This is a genomic window from Kordia jejudonensis (genome assembly GCF_001005315.1).
In the GTDB taxonomy this organism is placed as follows: Bacteria; Bacteroidota; Bacteroidia; order Flavobacteriales; family Flavobacteriaceae; genus Kordia; species Kordia jejudonensis.
In genome coordinates this window covers 1-19,844 of sequence record NZ_LBMG01000026.1, presented here as the reverse complement: position 1 = coordinate 19,844, position 19,844 = coordinate 1, and the positions used below count along the sequence as shown (strand labels likewise).

Here is a 19,844-nt window from a genome sequence, read left to right as displayed (position 1 = left end):
CAACATGAAAAACTGTCATCTTTTTGGTTCAGGTATAAAAACAAAAAGCTACTCTCTTTCGAAAGTAGCTATGTGATCGTATAAAATATATACTTATTTTTTTAACCAATCGTTCACCTTATCTGGAGACATGATTGACTCTACAAATGTGTAAGCTCCAGATTTTGGAGATTTTACCATTTTGATTGCTTTTGTTAGTCTTTTTGATCCTGTTTGTAAGGATGCTACTGATTTCTTTGCCATGACTTATTATTTTATTTCTTTGTGAACAGTCATTCTCTTTAAGATTGGATTAAATTTCTTAATCTCTAATCTATCTGGAGTATTCTTTTTGTTTTTTGTTGTGATATAACGTGAAGTTCCTGATTGTCCAGAAGCTTTGTGCTCTGTACACTCTAGTATCACTTGAACTCTATTTCCTTTCTTCGCCATTACTGTTGGTATTTATACTTTATGACTGTATATTATTTAATAAAACCATTTGCTCTTGCTTGTTTAAGCATCGCAGAGATCCCTATTTTATTGATTGTTTTCAATGCTGAAGTAGATACTTTTAAAGTAACCCACTTATCTTCTTCAGGGATATAGAAACGCTTTTTTGTAAGATTCGCATTAAATTTGCGTTTTGTCTTATTCATTGCATGGGAAACATTATTCCCTACCATAGCTTTCTTACCTGTTAATTCACAAATTCTTGACATCTGTACTAAACTTTTAAGTTATTCAAAAACGAGGTGCAAATTTACATTTTTTTATTTTCTCAGCAAATATTTATTTACTGTTTTTTAAAATTTCTTCTAGCAACATTTCAAAAGCCTTGGTAACCGCTTTGTTTACTACCTTTTCTCTTGGTTGTCCAAAATTAAATTCTTGCGAAATAACTCCATCAGGAGTTGCAATTCCGATACAAACGGTTCCAACTTCCACATTTGAGTTGCCTTTTGCAGGTCCTGCGTTTCCAGTTGTAGCCATTGCATAATCGGCTTTGTATATTTTTTTTGCTCCAACTGCCATTGCTTCTACAACTTCCTTACTGACAACCGAATGCGCTTCAATTAGTGCTTCAGGCACGCCCAAAAGATCAATTTTAGATTGTACGGCATATGTAACAGCACTTCCATTGAAAAAGGCAGAAACACCAGATTCTTGGGTTATTTGTGAAGCAATGCGTCCGCCTGTACAACTTTCGGCAGCAGCCAATTTTTGACCTTTTGCAACTAATAATTCTCCTATTTGAGTTACAATGCTTGTTTTCCCTTCAACACCACGAATGATATCGCCAATAATTGGATAGAGCTTTTGTGCATACGCATCAACAACATTGGTCACTTCTTCCCTATCAGTTCCTTTTCCTGTAAGACGCAATCGAACTTTTCCAAAATTTGGCAAATAAGCGAGTTTCACATTGTCTGGAAGGTTATTTTCCCAGTCTTCAATTTTCATTGCAATACTACTTTCGCCCATTCCGTACGTAAGTATCGTTTTGTGATATATGAAAGGGCGTTCAAACTCTTTTTGCAGTTTTGGAATGATGTAATTTGTCATCAATCCGCGCATTTCGTACGGAACTCCTGGCATGGAAATAAAAACTGTATCATCTTTTTCCAACCACATTCCTGGCGCTGTTCCGTAAGTGTTCATCAATACTTGCGCTTTTGAAGGCACAAAGGCTTGATCTCTGTTCATGTTAGAGATTGGCGAGGTAGTGATGTATTTTGCAAACAACTCTTCTATATGCGCTAAAACTGCTTCGTTTTTAACCAACGTATCGTCAAAGTATTCGCAAAGTGTGTGCTTGGTAATATCATCTTTTGTAGGACCTAATCCACCCGTAATTAGTACTACATCTGCTTTTTGTTTTGCGGCTTCTAGTGCTTCAAGTATGTGTTGTTTGTCATCTTGTATGGATGTAATTTGATGTACTGAGATTCCGATTTCATTTAATGCTTTTGATATGAATACGGAGTTTGTGTCTACTATTTGTCCAATGAGAATTTCATCGCCAATGGTAATTATTTCTGCAATCATATGTAGTTAGAGGTTGAAATCTTTTTTTAGTAACGTAATGGTATTTGTTATTTTGGAATATACTTTTGCGTACGCTGTTCTAATATCTGAAATATTGGTTTCGCCTTTTGCCCAAGCAAGTATTTGAAGATTTAATTCGTAAGCATCTGTCATGCCTAATAAATCAAGATTGGGTTTTATTTTGTGGCTGACCGCATATATTTCTTTGTAGTTTTCGGCGTCGACTGATTTTGTAAATTGAATTAGATCTTGCGGAATTTCTTCAACGAAAGCTTCTACAACGGCTTTTGCAAATTCTTCATCATTATCTAATTCGAGTATTTTATCTATGTTGTAACTCATTTTTTATTTTACTAGTATTGAAAATAATTGTTGTTCTTCTATGTATCCAACCAAACGATCTTCAGGATGTACTTTACTTACTCCTGCGGGTGTTCCTGTGAATATAATGTCTCCTATTTTTAACGTAAAGTATTGGGAAACGTATGCAATGAGTTCGTCTATTTTCCAGAGCATTTGTTTGGTATTTCCTTGTTGCACAATTTCATTATTTTTTTCTAACCTGAAGTTTACGTTATTTAAATCTTCAAATTGATCTTTTGCAATCCATTGTCCTACAACTGCTGAACCATCAAATGCTTTTGCTTTTTCCCACGGCAATCCTTTTTCTTTTAGTTTTGATTGTAAATCGCGCGCTGTAAAATCGATTCCTACACTGATTTCATTGTAATATTTGTGCGCAAATTTTTGATCTATATATTTCCCTAATTTATTAATTTTTACCAATATTTCAACTTCATGATGAATTTCATCTGAGAAGTCAGGTATGAAAAATGGTTGTTTTTTCAATAATATAGAAGTATCCGATTTCATAAAAATGACAGGATCTGCTGGTTTTTCGTTTGCAAGTTCTTCAATATGCTTTGCGTAATTTCGTCCTATACAAATTATTTTCATTTGCTTTTATTTTGATTAGATCGCTATTTTTTAGTTTGTTAACTTTAATTTGAATGCTGGCGCAACAACTTCTTCTTCTTTAAAACCGGCGCGTGGCATTTTTAACTTTCGCACTTTTTTCCATCCGTCAACTGACATATAATAAGAATATGAATCTCCATTATTTTCTATAATTCCTTTGAAAATTGGCGCGTATCTTTTTTGTTTAATGTCTGTTATTTTAAGCGAATCGCTCACTTTTAAATGTATGATTTCTTCAAATTCATTTTCTTCAATGAATAAATGTTCTACGACGATGAAAAATCCTTCTTCGGGCACTTCAATTCCGTTAGAAGGCATTTGTATTTTTGTTTTGGCTTGCTTGTAACTTACATCAATAATCATAGGCTCGACCAAGTCATCTTTGGGCATTTTAGCTGCTGTAGCTGACACAACTCGAAACCGAAATTTTGCATTGTGTCTACCTTCTCGGTAAAAGAAAACAGAAACTTCCTTTAAGTAATTTTCAGCGCCTAATGAAGCATCAAAGGGATAATATCTGGCAAACATGGACGGATATGCGCCACCGCTAAAGTTCCCCAATCCTATACTTCGCTTTCCACGAAATGAGTTTACGCGCACTAACTCCTGTCGCTCTTCATTTGATAAATGTACTGCCTGTAGAAATTCAACCGACGGTTCCAGATAAATGATGACATCTTTTCCGCGTACCAACTCCATTTGCTTGTCTTGAAAGCCAACACAAGTAATTTTTAGTATACTTCCAATCCAATCCTCTACGACTGTAAATTCAAATTTTCCGTCTTTATCTGCTGTAGTTCCTCTTTTTTGTGAAGGAATGATTAAATGTGCATATGCTATAGGTTCTTTTGTATATTTATTAACAATAGTTCCCGAAATATTTTTTTGAGCAAACGCGAAACAACAACTAAAAAATGTAATGAGTATGATGGTAGCTTTTCCCATGTCCATTTTTAGTGTTTTTAAAACTTTGTATTTAGTTTTCGCAGTTTTATTGCTGTGAGTACTTTTTTAGTGTACAGCGGAAAGTTTGCGTTGAGAATCCAACCAAAATATCCTGGTTCTTCATCCAGTACTGCTTCTACTTTTTTGCCTTTGTGTTTTCCGAACGAGAAGATTTCTACACCTTCTTTATCATACGAAATGAATCCTGCAAAGTCAGCCATTTTTTTACGCGTTGTAAATTCGCTTAACTTTTTTACGTCATTTTCAAGTTCTTCGTATCGATCTAGTTGTGATTTTAAGACTTCATACGTAGCATTTGTGTCAGCTTCTGCTCCGTGGGCGCCTTCAAGTTCTTTTCCACAGTAAAATTTGTAGGCTGCTGAAAGTGTACGTTTTTCCATTTTGTGAAAAATAGTTTGAACATCAACCGAGACTTTGTTTTTCATATCAAAATCAATGTCAGCGCGCAAGAGTTCTTCGGCAAGTAATGGAATATCAAATCGATCAGAATTGTATCCTGCCAAATCACTATCTTTTATCATGTTGTATACCTCTTTTGACAATTGCTTAAACGTAGGTTCGTTTGCAACTTTATCGTCTGTAATACCATGGATTTCAGAAACATTTGGCGGAATTGGCATTTCAGGATTTACCAACCATGTTTTGCTTTCTTTGTTTCCGTTAGGAAATACTTTGAGTATCGAAATTTCTACGATTCTATCTTTGGCGACATCAACTCCTGTGGTTTCTAGATCGAAAAAACAGATTGGATTTTTTAGTTTTAATTCCATTATTTTGTTTAAAAGAGTAAATTTACCATTATTACAGGGTAAATAAAATTATTTTTCGGTATAATAATTGATTTTAATGTATTCTTAACAATAATACAAACACGAGCATGCAGAAGTGTATTTTAACTACTTTTTTATTGTTTTTCTGTTGGATTTTTTCAATGAATGCACAATCCAAAGATGTAGAGATTACAGAGGTTAAAGCGAAGAAAAAAATTCTTTTTTATGCCACAAATCATACAGAAACTGACAAAGAGGTTTTTTTTAAAGTTGATGGAAAAGGATTTCGAAAGAGCAGTTTTAGACCTGTTATTAAAAAGATTCCTGCACAAAAGAAAGTTTTGATTGCGACACTTATTCCGCTTAAAAATTCAACGCCCGAATACACGTATTTTTATTCTTTTGATGATCAATTGCAAGAGTTGAACTTAGAAACGAGTGTGAAAACATGGAAAGCTTTAGACAATTTAATTGATAAGGGCGAAACGATTATTTTTGTGAAAGATGCATGTGTCAAATGCGAGAAATTGATTGGTATGTTGAAGGCAAATCGTATTAAACATAGAGTTTTCGATATTTCAGAGAATGAACGCTACAAAGAATTTTTCTGGAATACGATTTCTAAAATGAAACGCCAAGATGTGTTGATTTCTTCTATTCCGATTGCGATCGTGAAAGGCAAATTGCATGAAAGCTTGAATTTGATTTCGTTTGTTGAGATGCTCAAGGAGTAGATTGGTTTTTTTTTTGGTGTTGGGTGTTTGGTGTTTGGTGTTTGGTGTTTGGTGTTTGTTTATTCGAAGATACTTTTACATTTAAAATTTAGCGTTTTACATTTTTAATTTTATTAGTTGTTTAGTTGTTTAGTTGTTTAGTTGTTTAGTTGTTTAGTTGTTTAGTTGTTTAGTTGTTTAGTTGAAATTTCTCGATTCTTTCAATCCTTCAATCCTTCAATCTTTCAATCTTCAAAAAAAAAGAGCTTCCTTTCGAAAACTCTTTAATGTAAAATATGAATTATTATTTCTTAGATATCTCTATCGCTGTCCCACGCTTCTAAATAATCGGCAACTTGTTTTACAAATTGTCCACCAAGTGCACCATTGACAACTCTATGGTCGTATGAATGTGATAAGAACATTTTGTAACGAATTCCAATGAAATCGCCTTCAGGAGTTTCAATAACCGCAGGCACTTTTCTGATAGCGCCCAAAGCTAAGATTCCTACTTGTGGCTGATTGATGATTGGCGTTCCCATAATGCTTCCAAATGTACCAACATTGGTTACTGTGTATGTTCCACCTTGAATGTCATCTGGCTTAAGCTTGTTAGCTCTTGCTCTGCTTGCTAAGTCATTTACCGATTTTGCCATTCCGACAAGGTTTAACTGATCTGCGTTTTTGATCACTGGAACAATTAGATTTCCATCTGGCAATGCAGCTGCCATTCCTAAGTTGATGTTTTTCTTTTTGATGATGTTATCGCCATCTACAGCAATATTCATCATTGGGAAATCTTTCAACGCTTTCGCTACGGCTTCCATAAATATTGGTGTAAAGGTAAGTTTTTCGCCTTCACGTTTTTCAAAAGCCGTTTTCATTTTTTTACGCCAGTTCCAAATTTTGGTTACATCGACCTCAACGAAACTTTGTACGTGTGCAGATGTTTGTACCGAAGCTACCATGTGATGTGCAATGAGTTTCCCCATACGCGTCATTTCGATGATTTCGTCGTTTCCGTTGACAGCAACTGGTGTTGCTGGTGTTGATTTTGGTGTAGCAACCTTTGTAGCCGCTTCTATTACGGCAGCTTTTGGCGCTTCGTGTACGTATGATTTTTGTGCAACTTGCTGTGGTTGGTTGTCACGATTTTTTATGTAATTTAGAATGTCATTTTTAGTAACTCTCTCGTCTTTTCCAGTTCCTTTAATGGTGTCTAATTCTGCAACTGAAATGCCTTCTTCTTTCGCTATGTTTTTTACTAATGGCGAATAGAACTTTTCAGATGTTGAAAAATCATTACTCACAGTTTCTTTAGCTTTTACAACAGCTTGTGCGGCAATTTCGGCTTCGGCTGGTGTTCCTGCTACAATAGTTTCTGGTGTTGGTGTTTCTGTGTTCGCAGCTTCTTGGCTTCCTTCTCCTTCGGTTTCAATGATTGCTACCGTTTCTCCTACTTTTACAACATCATCTACATTGAATAGTATTTCTACTAATACACCATCAACTTCGCTTGGCAATTCGGAGTCTACCTTGTCTGTTGCAATTTCTAATACTGCTTCGTCAGCTTCAATAGTGTCGCCAACTTCTTTGAGCCATGATATAATTGTTGCTTCTGCAACACTTTCTCCCATTTGCGGAAGTTTTAGTTCAAATTTTGCCATATCGTTAATCTAATGCTGTTATTTTATTTTGAGATTGCGAAAATACTAAATAATATCGTTTTTTGTTGAATTATTTTTAATTTAATTCTTTGTTAACAGTCGTACTTCTCCTCTATTTTTAGACGAATCGCTACCGAGGATAAAAGTACTGTTTTTTGGTAATATTTTGTAATATCCAAGTTGTTTTTCGAAGAGTTGAATGCTACTTTTTATGTTTATAAAATGATGATCGAGCACAATTTCTGTATGATTTTTGTCTTTTAGATGCTCCAAAAGATCGCTCATGCTTTGTACCTTCAAGCAGTTAGTACCGTTGTAAACTTTCTGAATTTGTTCAAAATGTGTTGTATTGTCTGTAAAAATGATGCAATTGCCAACGTGTTTTTCCAATCCGTTTTCCGACTTTGAAAGCAACGGAATTAACTTCGCGCCAAGCGTAACCGCAACATCATAGAGCACGTTGCGTTTGAAATGCTTTTTGTAAAATAGTTGCATGGCGCCATAGAAACGCTTTGCATAGGTTTTGTCTTTTAGCGTGCTTTCGCCTTTGTAATGAATGACGGACGTTTTGCCATAGTAATAGTTTTGAAAGCCTGCTTTTTTGATTTTGTACGACAAGTCGATGTCTTCGCCATACATGAAATAGTCTTCATCGAAACCGTTGACAGCTTGGTACACACTTTTTTTCATGAGCATGAATGCGCCCACGAGAATGTCTACTTTTCCCGTTTGGTTTTCGTGGAGATTTGAATAATATCCTGCGTTTTTATGTCCCAGAATTTTTTTTACCGAAACCATTGGTGTGGGAATGTTTCGTTTACTTTCGGGCAAAAATGTTCCGCTTCCATCTATGAGTTTGCAACCAATACTTCCCACGTTTTTTTTGCTTTGCGCAAATTGTAAGAGTTGTGTAAATGTGTCTTCCGCAACAATGGTATCCGGATTTAGGATGCAAATGTATTCGCCTTTGGCAACCTGCACACCTTGATTGTTTGCTTTGGCAAAACCTACGTTTTCCGTGTTTACAATGAGTTGAATGTTTGGAAATGTGTTTCGCATCATGTCACAACTATCGTCGGGCGAATTGTTGTCGATAACGATGATTTCTGCATCTAGATTTTCAATTGCCGCTTGTACACTTCGGAGACAAGCTTCCAAGAAGTAACGCACGTTGTAGTTGAGAATGATGACAGAAAGTTGCATGAAAGAGCTGTTTTTATGAACTTTTTAGTGAGTTTTCAAACGGAACTCTGTTGATGATGCTTCGTCCTAAGGTAACTTCATCGGCGTATTCCAATTCGTCGCCAACGGAGATTCCGCGTGCAATGGTTGACGTTTTTACTTGGTAGTTTTCTATTTGTTTGTAGATGTAAAAGTTTGTGGTATCGCCTTCCATGGTGGAACTTAGCGCGAAAATTATTTCTTTTATTTTTCCTTCTTTTACTTTGTTTACCAAGCTTTCAATGGTGAGATTGTGCGGTCCAATTCCGTCTAAGGGAGATATTTTTCCACCCAATACGTGATATAAACCTTTGTATTGTGCTGTGCTTTCGATTGCCATGACGTCGCGAATGTCTTCAACGACGCAAATGAGGTCTTCTTGTCTGTTAGCATTTATGCAAATGTCGCAAATTTCTACGTCGGATATGTTGTGGCAATTGTTGCAATGTTTGATTTCCGTGCGCAAATCTTGCAACGCTGACGTAAGGTGAAGCGTTTGACTTTCGGGTTGTTTTAACAGATGTAACACCAATCGTAAAGCTGTTCGCTTTCCAATTCCAGGTAATTGCGAAACTTCATTGACGGCATTTTCTAAGAGTTTTGAGGAGAATTCCATTTGGCAAATTTAGCACTTTTTTAATTCAGAATTCTGAATTCATAATTATGAATTGTTGAATTCTTCAATCCTTTGATCATTCAATCTAAAAATGAAACAGAAGTTTGTATTTTGCAATCCACAAATTATTTTTATACAACCGATTCATATTTTACTTTTGATTGCTAGTTATTTTATGTTGTCTTTTATAAAATTTTCAAAAGCTTTTTCTTTTATTGTCTATTGTCTTAAAATGTAGTAATGATTATTTAATTTTTAGCAACTTTAAAAATACTGAATTCCCATAGAAGTCACTCGATTATCTTGGACATGTATGTTTAAATTTATGAATTTGTTCTATTGTTACAAATGTTACCTTATGTTTCAATCAGATGTTTCTTTTGTATAAATCTCTAGCAGAATGATGAATTGTTAAAATATCAATTCGCGAATCATTTACTACTTTATATATAATTCTGTAGTTTCCTTCAATTAACTCACGAATGTTTTTCTTTCCAATTTCAGAAACTTTTTTCCCCGAATATAATTGAGATGATAATATTCGTGTTCGAAATCTTATTCGAACGATTTGAAGTTTGGCGTACTTCTTGGAATCTTTAGAAATATATTCGGCAATATCTTTTAGATCAGAAGTTGCTTGAAGTGTCCAATTTATTTGAACCATTTTTCAATTTCATTATCAAGTTCAGCTTCAGAAATAACTTCTCCATTTTCAGACTGTGTATTTCCTCGATCAATCTTTTCAACTAAAATGAGTCTTTCCACTAATTCATCAATTGAAAATTCCTCTGGGAAACTTTCAATTTGTTCTCTTAATTTCGATTTAGTCAACATTGCTTTTAATTTATAATTCTAAGATACAAATTTAATCTTTATTCCGTTGTTAATTAGTGCAAGGTAATTTATTTGTCTATGGCTTGTTGATTTTTAAAACGAAATATGAACTTGGAATATTTAATTCTTTAATCTTGAATCCTTAAATTTTTGAATTTTTGAATAGCGCGAAGCATGGAAGTTTGTATTTTGCAATCCACAAATTATTTTTATGCAACCAATTCATATTTTACTTCTGATTGCCGGCTATTTTGGCGTGTTGATTTTAATTTCGTATTTCACAGGAAAAGACGACAGTAATGAAACCTTTTTTAAAGCTTCGCGAAAATCGCCTTGGTATGTAGTGGCTTTTGGAATGATTGGCGCTTCGCTTTCAGGCGTTACGTTTATTTCCGTGCCTGGTTGGGTAGAAGCTTCGCAGTTTAGCTATATGCAAGTGGTTTTTGGCTATTTGGTTGGGTATTTTATTATTGCGTATGTGTTAATGCCGATTTATTATCGCTTGAATGTAACTTCTATTTATCAGTATTTGGAAGACAGATTTGGCGTAACGAGTTATAAAACTGGCGCTTTTTTCTTTTTGATTTCTAGAATTTTGGGCGCTTCCTTCCGATTATATTTGGTTGCCATTGTATTACAACGCTATGTGTTTGATGCGTACGGAATTCCGTTTACAGTTACGGTTACTTTGTCAATTTTGTTGATTTGGTTGTACACATTTCGTGGTGGAATTAAAACCATTGTGTGGACAGATACGTTACAAACGCTATTTATGCTTATTGCCGTTGGTGTTGCCATGTATTTGATTTTAGGTAACTTGAACATGAGTTTTGGCGAATTTTGGAATTCAGCAGCATTACAAGAGTATAACCAAATATGGTTTACGGAGAGTTTTATGGTGAAGAATTACTTTGTGAAATCGTTCCTTGGTGGTTTGTTTATTGCCGTTTGTATGACAGGATTGGACCAAGATATGATGCAAAAGAATTTAACTTGTAAAACGCTCGGCGATGCACAGAAGAACATGGTTTCTTTTAGTATTGTATTGGTTGTGGTAAACTTGATATTTTTATTGTTAGGCGCTTTATTATTTATGTATGCCGCTCAAAATAATATTGCGACGCCGTTGATGGACGGAAAACCAAAAACCGATTTATTGTTTCCTGAAATTGCGCTCAATGGCGGCTTGGGAATTTCGTTAGCCGTTGTATTTTTGTTAGGATTGATTGCTGCTGCCTATTCGAGTGCCGATTCTGCATTGACTTCTTTAACGACTTCTTTTTCCGTTGATTTTTTAGGCATTGAAAAGAAACCTGAACACGAACAGAAAAGCACACGAAAGTTGGTTCACATTGGTATGTCTGTTGTGTTGATTATTGTGGTTGTTATTTTTAATAGTTTGGCAAATAAGAGTGTTATTGACAGTATTTTAACTATTGCAGGATATACGTACGGACCATTGTTAGGCTTGTTTGCGTTTGGAATTTTTACCAAGTACAAAGTTATTGACAAACACGTATGGATTGTCACGCTAGTTTCCATATGTTTAACGTATGTACTTGCGAATTTCGGGAGTTATTATATTTATGTTACCGAAGACGTTGCCAATCTCGCGGAAGCGACAAAACTCTCCAAAGAAACTTTTTACCAGTTTGGCTACGAATTGTTACCGATTAACGGATTGTTGACGTTCTCTGGGCTCGTACTGATTAGACGCCAATAATACTAAAGTGCATGCAACTTCGTGTGCAATGTTATGTTCTTCTAATAATTTGTAAAACGTTGGGTTTTCAGTTCCTGGATTAAAAATAACACGTGAAGGTTGTAACGAAATTATGTAATCGTAAAAAGCAGCTTGACGCGAAGCATTTAAATAAAGTGTAACTGTATGAATGTCTTGATATGGAAGCAATTCTGTATCGATTTGTACACCACTAATTTCTCCTTCTCTGAGTCCGTATGCGACTACTTCATGATTGTAGCTTACTAATTTTTGAACGGCTTTGTGTGAAAAACGATGCGTCTTCAATGAAGCGCCTAGCACTAATGTTTTCAATGGATTGAATATTTAATAGGTTAAGATTTGATATGTGCGCTGGTAACGCAGTGGCAAATTTACTAATTTTTCAACAGTGATGGCGTTATTTGTTAAATTATGTTAAAAGATGTTAAAGAACGTAACATCATTTCTTTTCTCTCGTCAAGTATGCATGCTTCTGGTAATTCTGGAAGCTATCATCAAAAAACAAAAAACGAACTAACGAACATGAAAACACTTATCACACTCTGCGTGATGATGCTCTGCTGCACATTATACGCTCAAACTACTCCTGCACCCAAAATCGGTACAATTACTGGAAAAGTAATTGATGCCACTACACAAGAAACCATTCCGTATGCAACCATTGTTATTAAATTGAAAGCTGATAATAGCGTTCTTACTGGAGCTATTTCGGATGATAATGGAAATTTTAAAATCGAAAAAATTCCAGCAGGATTTCTTAGTGTAGAAATTCAGTTTATCGGATATGAAACTGTTACAAAAGATGTCACAATTTCTAAAGATAATAAAGTTGTTGCCATTGGAACCGTTTCCTTGACGGAAAGCGTTTCTACTTTAAATGAAGTTGAAGTTGTTGCCGAACGTACTACGATAGAACAAAAAGTAGATCGAAAAGTAATTACCGTTGGAAAAGATTTGGTAACTAGCGGACCAACAGCTTCTGACATTATGAACAACTTACCTTCTGTAAATGTAGATCAGCAAACAGGAGCTATCAGCCTTCGCGGAAATCAAAATGTACGTGTTATGGTTGATGGAAAATTATCAAACATTCCTACAGCACAATTGCTACGTCAATTACCTTCAAATTCTATTAAGAAAATTGAATTGATTACCAATCCTTCTGCAAAGTACAATCCTGAAGGAATGAGTGGAATTATCAATATCGTTTTGCGTAAAAATGTCAATATTGGGTTTAATGGAAATATCAATATTGGACTGACACGTGAACGTGAAGCAAAATTTAACAGTGCTATTGATATGAATTACCGTAACGGAAAATTTAACGTGTTTGGAAATTATTCTAACAATATTGCCAAAAATGCCAACGAAGGAAACATATTTCGTGAAGATGAAAATTCTGAGCAATTGTTTAGCTTTTTAGACAACTCAAAAACACATTTATTTAAGGTTGGACTTGATGTGTATTTAAATGATAAGAATACAATTTCGTTCTTTACGAATCAAAATATTAGCGAGAATCAAAATGATGGAAATACGGATGTTTTATTTTATGACAATCCACAGTTTAATACATTTCAAGATTTCTTAGCAGATAATGAAAATTTAGCTTCTCAATACAACTTTAATTATAAATATGATATTGATGATGAAGGTCATGTGCTTGAATTAGAAGCAGATTATAATGTATTTGATGCCGAAGATCAGTTTGACTTTCAATTTGCAGGTGCGAACACTTTTCCTAATTATACAGATGAAACGGAAACTTCGAGAGATCGTACTACTATTAATTTAGATTATGTACGTCCGTTGAAAAACAAAGCAAAGTTAGAACTTGGCGCGGAAGCACGTTTGTTTAACTCTGATATTGAATATCAATCTACTGGATTTTCGTTTGATGAAGCAGGAATGTTACGCAGAACACCAAGCACTGATTTTAATTATAGTAGAGATATTTATTCTGCCTATGCAACGTACGGGAAACAATATGAAAAATGGTCGTACCAAGTAGGTTTAAGAGCTGAAACAGTAAAAGTTGAAGCAAATGCGTTGTCAAGTGAAATTGAAACGACGGATACCGACAATATCATTTTCAATAATGATTATACACAAGTATATCCATCTGCGTTTTTTACGTATTCGCCATCTGAGAAAAATTCATACCAATTGAGTTATAGTAGACGTGTAGATCGCCCAGGAATTGGACAAGTTAATCCAATTAGAGAATGGGCAACGCCGCTAATTTCATCTTTTGGAAATATCAACTTACAGCCACAGTTTACCAATTCTATGGAAGTGAATTATACGCGAAAACTAGGAAACAAAGGAACTATTACTGGTGGTGTATTTTATAGATTGATTGAAGATGAAATCAACAGAGCTGTTTTTGTAGATCGTACAGATATTAACCGATTGATTTTAACAAACGACAACTTTGATAATACTTCGGCGTATGGAGTTGAAATTTCAAGTAATTTCAGACCAACAAGCTGGTGGAGTTTTAATTCTAGTTTTGATTTCTTCTCGCAAACACAAAAAGGAATCACAGAATCGTTGAATGCGCCAACAGATGTGGCTACAGTAGATAATATTGTAAGTGAAACCGTAGAAGTTGACAATGCCGCTTGGAATTTTAGAATGTTCAACAATTTTAAAGTGACTAAAAAACTAAACTTATCTGCTTTCGGATTTTACCGAGGAAGCGTGCAAGGATTACAGTTTGAGATGAAGCCAATGTATTTTGTAAATATTGGAGCGCGGTATGCATTTGCACAAGGAAACGGAACGTTGAGCGTAAATTATAATGATATCTTCAATACAATGGAATTTGGTTTTGATGGAGATAGACCTTTTCGCCAAGTTGGAGCTTTCAGATGGGAAAGTAATACCGTAAATGTGAGTATTGCATACCGTTTTGGAGGTGGAAAATACAGAGCAAAATCGCGTAAAAGACGTGATAACGATGAAAAATCAGGAAGTGGCGGATTTTTATAAGCCAAACACCTATACAACTTAATGGCTTCAATTATTATTGATGGTTAGTGTTAATTGAACGCTATTAATCTATGAAAACCTCAACTGTGCACAGTTGGGGTTTTCTGTTTTGTGTAAAATCGTGTATAATGTTATTGATCTAAAAACTAATACGTTTGATCCGAAATATTGTTAAATTTCTCCTAAGCTGTCAGTAAATCTCAAAAAAAACGTCCAACTTTGTAATAAGAAAGTTATTCAGTATTAGAAATATAGGTTGATTATTCGAATTTAGCACTCTTACAAATATCCTAGAAATATTGCATAACACATATTAGATATTTCACATATCTAACAAAAAAATCCCAAGCTCGTAAGAACTTGGGACTTTTTTATGGTATTTTTTTAACTTACCATTTTATAATAACGCTTCCCCAAGTAAATCCACTTCCGAAAGCTGCCAATACTACCGTATCGCCTTCTTTTATTTTTCCTTCTTCCCACGCTTCTGTTAATGCAATCGGAATTGATGCCGCAGTTGTATTTCCATAACGCATGATATTATTATACACTTGATCATTTCCAAGTCCAAATTTCTTTTGAATAAATTGTGCAATTCTCAAATTTGCTTGGTGCGGAATCAACATGTCAATATCTTCTTTTTGCAATCCATTTTGTTTCAAACCTTCCATAATGACTTCACTAAAACGGACAACAGCATTTTTAAATACAAACTGTCCATTCATATGTGGAAAGTACGAAGTATCTTCTACATTATTTTCATGATCTTCAATAATATCATTTACCCAACGTGTTCCCATTCCTGGTGCTGTTAAGGCTAATTCTTCAGCATGTTCTCCTTGCGAATGTAAATGTGTAGACAAAATTCCTGTTCCTTCTGCTGAACTTCTTGATAACACGGCTGCTCCTGCTCCATCTCCAAAAATTACGGAAACCCCACGTCCACGCGTCGTCATATCCAATCCGTGTGAATGCAATTCTGATCCAATTACCAAGATGTTTTTATACATTCCTGTTTTTATAAATTGATCTGCTACTGAAATTGCATATACAAATCCAGAACACTGGTTTCGTACATCTAATGCGCCAACAGTTTTAATATCCAATGCTTTTTGCACCATCACACCTGGTCCTGGAAAATAATAATCGGGACTTAAGGTTGCAAAAATGATAAAATCAATATCATCTTTGTCAATTCCTGCGCGTTCAATAGCAATTTTTGCAGCTTTTACGCCCATTCCCGAAGTTGTATCTTCTGTACCTTTTACGGCAAATCGTCGTTCTTTAATTCCTGTACGTTCCTGTATCCATTCATCATTTGTATCCATTATTTTGGATAAATCATCATTCGTTACCACATTATCTGGAACATAATGTCCTAAACCTATAATTTTAGATGTATACATAATATTGTCAATTTTATAATTTTCAGTGCAAAACTGAATTGCAAATTTACAAATTCTCAAAAATTTGTAGAACAATAATAAGCATTATAAATTAGTTCGTGAAAGATAACCCGCAGTATCTATTAAAAAAGCGCATCTATGTATACATAAATGCGCTTTAAAACAACCTAACCAATAAATAAACAATCGATTAAGGAAGTAGTGTCTTCTCATAGCAATCTTTTTCCTTAATCATATAAATTAAATCGAAATGAGTTCAGATTCCTTACAAAGTTTTTGTTCTTTATTGGATTTATTTTTCAAATCAAAACATATGTCATCTTGTCACTTACGTGAAAATGGTATTTTTTTTGAAAAGGAATGTACAAACAATACTAATTTATAATCATAAACTAAAAAGATAACAAATGGCAACAGGAAATATTAATGTATCTGTCGAAAATATTTTCCCCTTAATTAAGAAGTTCTTATACAGCGATCACGAAATCTTTTTAAGAGAACTTATTTCTAACGCAACCGATGCTACACTTAAGCTGAAACACTTAACAAGTATTGGAGAAGTAAGCGTAGAATACGGAAATCCAGTCATAGAAATTAAAGTAGATAAAGAAGGAAAAAAACTTCATATTATTGATCAAGGACTTGGAATGTCTGCCGATGAAATTCAAAAATACATCAACGAAGTCGCTTTTTCTGGAGCAGAAGAATTTTTAGAAAAATACAAAGATTCTGCCAAAGATTCAGGAATTATCGGACATTTTGGACTTGGATTCTACTCTGCTTTCATGGTAGCCGAAAAAGTAGAAATTATTTCTAAAAGTTATAAAGAAGATGTGAAAGCCGCACATTGGACATGTGATGGTTCGCCACAATTTACCTTAGAAGAACACGATAAAACAGAAAGAGGAACAGAAATTATTCTTCACATTGCAGAAGATTCTACTGAATTTTTAGAAGATGCTAGAATTAATGAATTGTTAGTAAAGTATAACAAGTTCATGCCTATTCCAATTAAATTCGGAACAAAAGAAGAAACATTACCACTTCCTGAAGATGCAGAAGAAGGCGCAGAAGCTGAAAAAATTACAGTAGATAATATCATCAACAATCCAAATCCGGCTTGGACAAAACAACCTGCAGACTTAAAGGACGAAGATTACAAAAACTTCTACCGTGAGTTGTATCCAATGCAGTTTGAAGAGCCATTATTCAATATTCATTTAAATGTAGATTATCCGTTTAACTTAACAGGTATTTTATATTTCCCAAAAATGGGGAACGATATGAATATGCAGAAAGATCGTATTCAACTATACCAAAATCAAGTATTTGTTACGGATAATGTAGAAGGAATTGTGCCTGAATTTTTAACCATGCTGAAAGGTGTTATTGATTCTCCAGATATTCCACTAAACGTTTCTCGTTCGTACTTACAAGCTGATGGAAATGTGAAGAAAATTTCTTCATACATCACACGTAAAGTGGCTGACAAATTGAGCTCTTTGTTCAAAAACAACAGAGAAGATTTTGAAGCAAAATGGAATGATATTAAAATTGTGATTGAATATGGAATGCTTTCCGAAGAGAAATTCTTTGACAAAGCTGACAAATTTGCCTTGTATCCTTCTGTTGACGGATCGTATTACACATTTGAAGAATTGAATGAAAAAATCAAAGATGCGCAAACAGATAAAGATGGCAAAACAATCGTTTTATATGCTTCTGACAAAGATCAGCAACACAGCTATATTGAAGCTGCAAAAGCAAAAGGATACGAAGTTTTATTGTTAGATTCTCCAATTGTTTCACACTTAATTCAGAAGCTGGAAACATCAAAAGAAAATATTTCATTTGCACGTGTTGATGCAGATCATATTGATAATATTATCAAAAAAGATGAGGAGCAAATTTCTAAACTTTCGGATGAAGAAAAAGAAAGTTTAAAAACTACCTTAACAGAAGTTGTACCTGCTGATAAATATACAGTTCAGCTGGAAGCGATGGATTCTGAAGCGTCTCCGTTTATGATAACACAACCAGAATTTATGCGTCGTATGAAAGAGATGCAACAAACTGGCGGTGGCGGAATGTTTGGAATGGGGAATTTCCCAGAAATGTACAACTTAGTCGTAAATACAAATCATGAATTGGTTGGACAAATTCTAAACACAAAAACGAAGAAAAAACAAGAACGTTTAATTAAACAATCATTAGATTTAGCACGTTTATCGCAAAATTTACTAACGGGAGAAGAGTTGACACAATTCATCAAACGTAGTTATGATATGATAAAATAGATTATAAAATTTAATTTTAGTTATATATCAAAAAACCACTTCTTTCGAAGTGGTTTTTTGATATTTTAAAAAGAAAGTATGTCTAATTTCAGTCGGCTACAATGTCGGAAGTTACCGTTTTTGTACAATCTGAACTAAAGGCTCCACATTTGGTACATTTTTTTCCGTCTTTATCTGGAATACAGCCAGTATCAGTTGAACAATAAGTAGTCGTACATGAAATTCCTGCATATTTCAATGTTGTTCTATTTTCAACTCGTAATAAAGTAGTCGTAATTTTATCGCCATGGTATGATCTTAAATAATAACTTTCATTGATTTTTACTAACTTTACTTCGTTAATCGTGACTTGTGTTTTTTCTGTTATAGAAAGGTTGGTCGTTACTAATTTTACAATTGCATCTTGTTCTGCTTTACTCAAGGACATTTCCTCAATCGTAAGGTCGTCTGAAGCACAAGATATAAGTAACAAACACATACACAATACTGCTCCAATTATTTTTTTCATGATTAAATATGTTTAATTGAACACAAATATATATACTACAAAAGTAGTTAGCATACGTAAAAACCGTAACATTGATATGCTTTTTTTGTAATCTTTTACTTATTTTTAATATAAGATAATGATTTACTGACTTTACACTGTCAATACACTGTTATTTGATTGTCTGTTTGTATTTTTATAAAAAATTTGAAACTCCTCGAAACACATATCGTCCCAAACCTTCATACTTCTATTCGTATACAAGAATATGAAGTTGCTGTATTTGCTAGTATTTTGAGTAAAAGTGCGCTTAAAAAAATACTCAAAAAAAAGTTAATTTATGTAAATGGAAAAATTGCTACAACAGCAACATACCTCAACACAAACGATGTTGTAGAAGTTTTTGAAGAAGAAACAGTGATAAAAAAAATATTCAAGCTTCAAATTCCTATAATTTTTGAAGATGATGACATTGCAATCATCAACAAACCTGCTGGATTTCCTACCAATGGAAATTATTTCAAAACCATTGAAAATGCATTACCGTACAATTTGAAACGTTCCGAAGCAAATGATGCGTTAGCGTTTCCAAAACCTGTACATCGATTGGACAATCCAACTTCGGGAATTCTATTAATTGCCAAAACAAAAAGTGCGCAAATTGATTTGTACAAACAGTTTGAACAACAGGAAATTTCTAAAGAATATCAGGCAATTGTTTTAGGCAAAACGGCTCTAAAAGGTGAAATTCACACGGCTGTAGCCGAAAAAGAAGCGTTTACCACATTTAAAACTATAGAAACAGTTTCATCATTGCAAAACGAATATCTATCGCATGTACAATTAGTTCCAAAAACGGGAAGAACACATCAATTGCGAATTCACTTGGCAAGCATCAATCATCCAATTGTGGGCGATCAACTTCACGGAAATCCTGAAGAAAATTATAAAAAAGGATTGTTTTTATGTGCAACTTTCATTCAGTTCTCGCATCCTAAAACATTGGAAAAGTTGTCATTTTCAATCACGCCACCAAACAAGTTTCAAAATATTTTAAAACGTGAAGAAAGACGTTTTTTAAAGTTTAAATAATAAAAAAGCGAACCGAAGTTCAGTCATGGTC

Annotated in this window: 21 protein-coding genes; 5 read left to right on the top strand and 16 right to left on the bottom strand. The window is 34.2% G+C overall.

The features are described 5' to 3' along the window. Positions 1-93 precede the first annotated feature (93 nt). The 8 genes from AA089_RS24100 to AA089_RS13305 all read right to left on the bottom strand — a co-directional run bounded on the left by AA089_RS24100 (position 94) and on the right by AA089_RS13305 (position 4,742). Positions 94-243: a DUF4295 domain-containing protein gene (locus tag AA089_RS24100; protein ID WP_064972223.1), complete on the bottom strand. Its 150-nt coding sequence runs from the start codon at positions 241-243 to the stop codon at positions 94-96. Between the two features lie 6 nt (positions 244-249). Beyond that, positions 250-432 carry a 50S ribosomal protein L33 gene (gene rpmG, locus AA089_RS13335; protein WP_046757461.1) on the bottom strand — a complete coding sequence of 61 codons (183 nt, stop codon included), beginning with the start codon at positions 430-432 and terminating at the stop codon, positions 250-252. A gap of 32 nt (positions 433-464) precedes the next feature. Beyond that, on the bottom strand, positions 465-701 hold the full coding sequence (rpmB, locus tag AA089_RS13330) for a 50S ribosomal protein L28 (RefSeq protein ID WP_046757460.1): 237 nt from the start codon (positions 699-701) through the stop codon (positions 465-467). 70 nt (positions 702-771) lie between these two features. Continuing rightward, entirely contained in the window at positions 772-2,028 is a 1,257-nt protein-coding gene (locus AA089_RS13325; RefSeq protein ID WP_046757459.1) for a competence/damage-inducible protein A, read from the bottom strand. Between the two features lie 6 nt (positions 2,029-2,034). After that, entirely contained in the window at positions 2,035-2,370 is a 336-nt protein-coding gene (locus AA089_RS13320; RefSeq protein ID WP_046757458.1) for an Hpt domain-containing protein, read from the bottom strand. Between the two features lie 3 nt (positions 2,371-2,373). Continuing rightward, positions 2,374-2,985: a fumarylacetoacetate hydrolase family protein gene (locus AA089_RS13315; protein ID WP_046757457.1), complete on the bottom strand. Its 612-nt coding sequence runs from the start codon at positions 2,983-2,985 to the stop codon at positions 2,374-2,376. 30 nt (positions 2,986-3,015) lie between these two features. Then, positions 3,016-3,951, bottom strand: coding sequence for a carboxypeptidase-like regulatory domain-containing protein (locus AA089_RS13310; RefSeq protein ID WP_162200445.1), 936 nt, complete (start codon positions 3,949-3,951; stop codon positions 3,016-3,018). Between the two features lie 17 nt (positions 3,952-3,968). After that, positions 3,969-4,742: a 3'-5' exonuclease gene (locus tag AA089_RS13305; RefSeq protein WP_046757455.1), complete on the bottom strand. Its 774-nt coding sequence runs from the start codon at positions 4,740-4,742 to the stop codon at positions 3,969-3,971. A gap of 107 nt (positions 4,743-4,849) precedes the next feature. Between AA089_RS13305 and AA089_RS23715 the strand changes: the two genes are divergently transcribed. Then, complete coding sequence (locus AA089_RS23715) at positions 4,850-5,476, top strand: thioredoxin domain-containing protein (RefSeq protein ID WP_053002400.1); 627 nt, start codon at positions 4,850-4,852, stop codon at positions 5,474-5,476. A gap of 290 nt (positions 5,477-5,766) precedes the next feature. Here AA089_RS23715 and AA089_RS13295 read toward each other — a convergent pair whose 3' ends face one another. The 5 genes from AA089_RS13295 to AA089_RS13275 form a co-directional block, all read right to left on the bottom strand. Next, on the bottom strand, positions 5,767-7,122 hold the full coding sequence (locus AA089_RS13295) for a dihydrolipoamide acetyltransferase family protein (RefSeq protein WP_046757454.1): 1,356 nt from the start codon (positions 7,120-7,122) through the stop codon (positions 5,767-5,769). Positions 7,123-7,203: 81 nt separating this feature from the next. Next, complete coding sequence (locus tag AA089_RS13290; RefSeq protein ID WP_046757453.1) at positions 7,204-8,325, bottom strand: glycosyltransferase family 2 protein; 1,122 nt, start codon at positions 8,323-8,325, stop codon at positions 7,204-7,206. A 13-nt stretch (positions 8,326-8,338) separates the two neighbouring features. Further along, positions 8,339-8,959 carry a recombination mediator RecR gene (gene recR, locus AA089_RS13285; RefSeq protein WP_046757452.1) on the bottom strand — a complete coding sequence of 207 codons (621 nt, stop codon included), beginning with the start codon at positions 8,957-8,959 and terminating at the stop codon, positions 8,339-8,341. 367 nt (positions 8,960-9,326) lie between these two features. Then, complete coding sequence (locus AA089_RS13280) at positions 9,327-9,623, bottom strand: type II toxin-antitoxin system RelE/ParE family toxin (protein WP_046757451.1); 297 nt, start codon at positions 9,621-9,623, stop codon at positions 9,327-9,329. Further along, a complete protein-coding gene (locus tag AA089_RS13275) occupies positions 9,611-9,793 on the bottom strand; it encodes a hypothetical protein (protein ID WP_046757450.1) in 183 nt (60 codons plus the stop codon). Before AA089_RS13275 ends, AA089_RS13280 begins: the two co-directional genes overlap by 13 nt. 211 nt (positions 9,794-10,004) lie before the next feature. Here AA089_RS13275 and AA089_RS13270 point away from each other — a divergent pair, with 211 nt between their 5' ends. Next, positions 10,005-11,516 (top strand): sodium:solute symporter, encoded by a 1,512-nt coding sequence (locus tag AA089_RS13270; protein ID WP_046757449.1) that lies wholly within the window; start codon positions 10,005-10,007, stop codon positions 11,514-11,516. Here AA089_RS13270 and AA089_RS13265 read toward each other — a convergent pair. Next, positions 11,460-11,849 (bottom strand): CoA-binding protein, encoded by a 390-nt coding sequence (locus tag AA089_RS13265; protein ID WP_046757448.1) that lies wholly within the window; start codon positions 11,847-11,849, stop codon positions 11,460-11,462. The genes AA089_RS13270 and AA089_RS13265 overlap by 57 nt on opposite strands. 210 nt (positions 11,850-12,059) lie before the next feature. Here AA089_RS13265 and AA089_RS13260 point away from each other — a divergent pair, with 210 nt between their 5' ends. Further along, a complete protein-coding gene (locus AA089_RS13260; RefSeq protein WP_046757523.1) occupies positions 12,060-14,531 on the top strand; it encodes a TonB-dependent receptor domain-containing protein in 2,472 nt (823 codons plus the stop codon). 389 nt (positions 14,532-14,920) lie between these two features. Here the strand turns inward: AA089_RS13260 and AA089_RS13255 are convergent, their stop codons facing one another. Further along, complete coding sequence (locus tag AA089_RS13255) at positions 14,921-15,937, bottom strand: 3-oxoacyl-ACP synthase III family protein (protein ID WP_046757447.1); 1,017 nt, start codon at positions 15,935-15,937, stop codon at positions 14,921-14,923. A gap of 407 nt (positions 15,938-16,344) precedes the next feature. On the opposite strand from AA089_RS13255, the gene htpG reads away from it, so the two are divergent. After that, positions 16,345-18,234 carry a molecular chaperone HtpG gene (gene htpG / locus AA089_RS13250; RefSeq protein WP_046757446.1) on the top strand — a complete coding sequence of 630 codons (1,890 nt, stop codon included), beginning with the start codon at positions 16,345-16,347 and terminating at the stop codon, positions 18,232-18,234. A gap of 88 nt (positions 18,235-18,322) precedes the next feature. On the opposite strand, the gene AA089_RS13245 is transcribed toward htpG, so the two are convergent. Further along, positions 18,323-18,742 (bottom strand): hypothetical protein, encoded by a 420-nt coding sequence (locus tag AA089_RS13245; RefSeq protein ID WP_046757445.1) that lies wholly within the window; start codon positions 18,740-18,742, stop codon positions 18,323-18,325. A gap of 186 nt (positions 18,743-18,928) precedes the next feature. On the opposite strand from AA089_RS13245, the gene AA089_RS13240 reads away from it, so the two are divergent. Next, complete coding sequence (locus tag AA089_RS13240; protein ID WP_053002398.1) at positions 18,929-19,813, top strand: RluA family pseudouridine synthase; 885 nt, start codon at positions 18,929-18,931, stop codon at positions 19,811-19,813. The last annotated feature ends 31 nt before the right edge of the window (positions 19,814-19,844 follow it).

Coding starts and splice junctions, on each gene's coding strand:
- htpG (WP_046757446.1), top strand. CDS start 16,345: ATGGCAACAGGAAATATTAATGTATCTGTCGAAAATATTTTCCCCTTA.
- AA089_RS13245 (WP_046757445.1), bottom strand. CDS start 18,742: ATGAAAAAAATAATTGGAGCAGTATTGTGTATGTGTTTGTTACTTATA.
- AA089_RS13310 (WP_162200445.1), bottom strand. CDS start 3,951: ATGGGAAAAGCTACCATCATACTCATTACATTTTTTAGTTGTTGTTTC.
- AA089_RS13305 (WP_046757455.1), bottom strand. CDS start 4,742: ATGGAATTAAAACTAAAAAATCCAATCTGTTTTTTCGATCTAGAAACC.
- AA089_RS13260 (WP_046757523.1), top strand. CDS start 12,060: ATGAAAACACTTATCACACTCTGCGTGATGATGCTCTGCTGCACATTA.
- rpmB (WP_046757460.1), bottom strand. CDS start 701: ATGTCAAGAATTTGTGAATTAACAGGTAAGAAAGCTATGGTAGGGAAT.
- rpmG (WP_046757461.1), bottom strand. CDS start 432: ATGGCGAAGAAAGGAAATAGAGTTCAAGTGATACTAGAGTGTACAGAG.
- AA089_RS13295 (WP_046757454.1), bottom strand. CDS start 7,122: ATGGCAAAATTTGAACTAAAACTTCCGCAAATGGGAGAAAGTGTTGCA.
- AA089_RS13280 (WP_046757451.1), bottom strand. CDS start 9,623: ATGGTTCAAATAAATTGGACACTTCAAGCAACTTCTGATCTAAAAGAT.
- AA089_RS13290 (WP_046757453.1), bottom strand. CDS start 8,325: ATGCAACTTTCTGTCATCATTCTCAACTACAACGTGCGTTACTTCTTG.
- AA089_RS13320 (WP_046757458.1), bottom strand. CDS start 2,370: ATGAGTTACAACATAGATAAAATACTCGAATTAGATAATGATGAAGAA.
- AA089_RS13325 (WP_046757459.1), bottom strand. CDS start 2,028: ATGATTGCAGAAATAATTACCATTGGCGATGAAATTCTCATTGGACAA.
- AA089_RS13270 (WP_046757449.1), top strand. CDS start 10,005: ATGCAACCAATTCATATTTTACTTCTGATTGCCGGCTATTTTGGCGTG.
- AA089_RS23715 (WP_053002400.1), top strand. CDS start 4,850: ATGCAGAAGTGTATTTTAACTACTTTTTTATTGTTTTTCTGTTGGATT.
- AA089_RS13275 (WP_046757450.1), bottom strand. CDS start 9,793: ATGTTGACTAAATCGAAATTAAGAGAACAAATTGAAAGTTTCCCAGAG.
- AA089_RS13315 (WP_046757457.1), bottom strand. CDS start 2,985: ATGAAAATAATTTGTATAGGACGAAATTACGCAAAGCATATTGAAGAA.
- AA089_RS24100 (WP_064972223.1), bottom strand. CDS start 243: ATGGCAAAGAAATCAGTAGCATCCTTACAAACAGGATCAAAAAGACTA.
- recR (WP_046757452.1), bottom strand. CDS start 8,959: ATGGAATTCTCCTCAAAACTCTTAGAAAATGCCGTCAATGAAGTTTCG.
- AA089_RS13255 (WP_046757447.1), bottom strand. CDS start 15,937: ATGTATACATCTAAAATTATAGGTTTAGGACATTATGTTCCAGATAAT.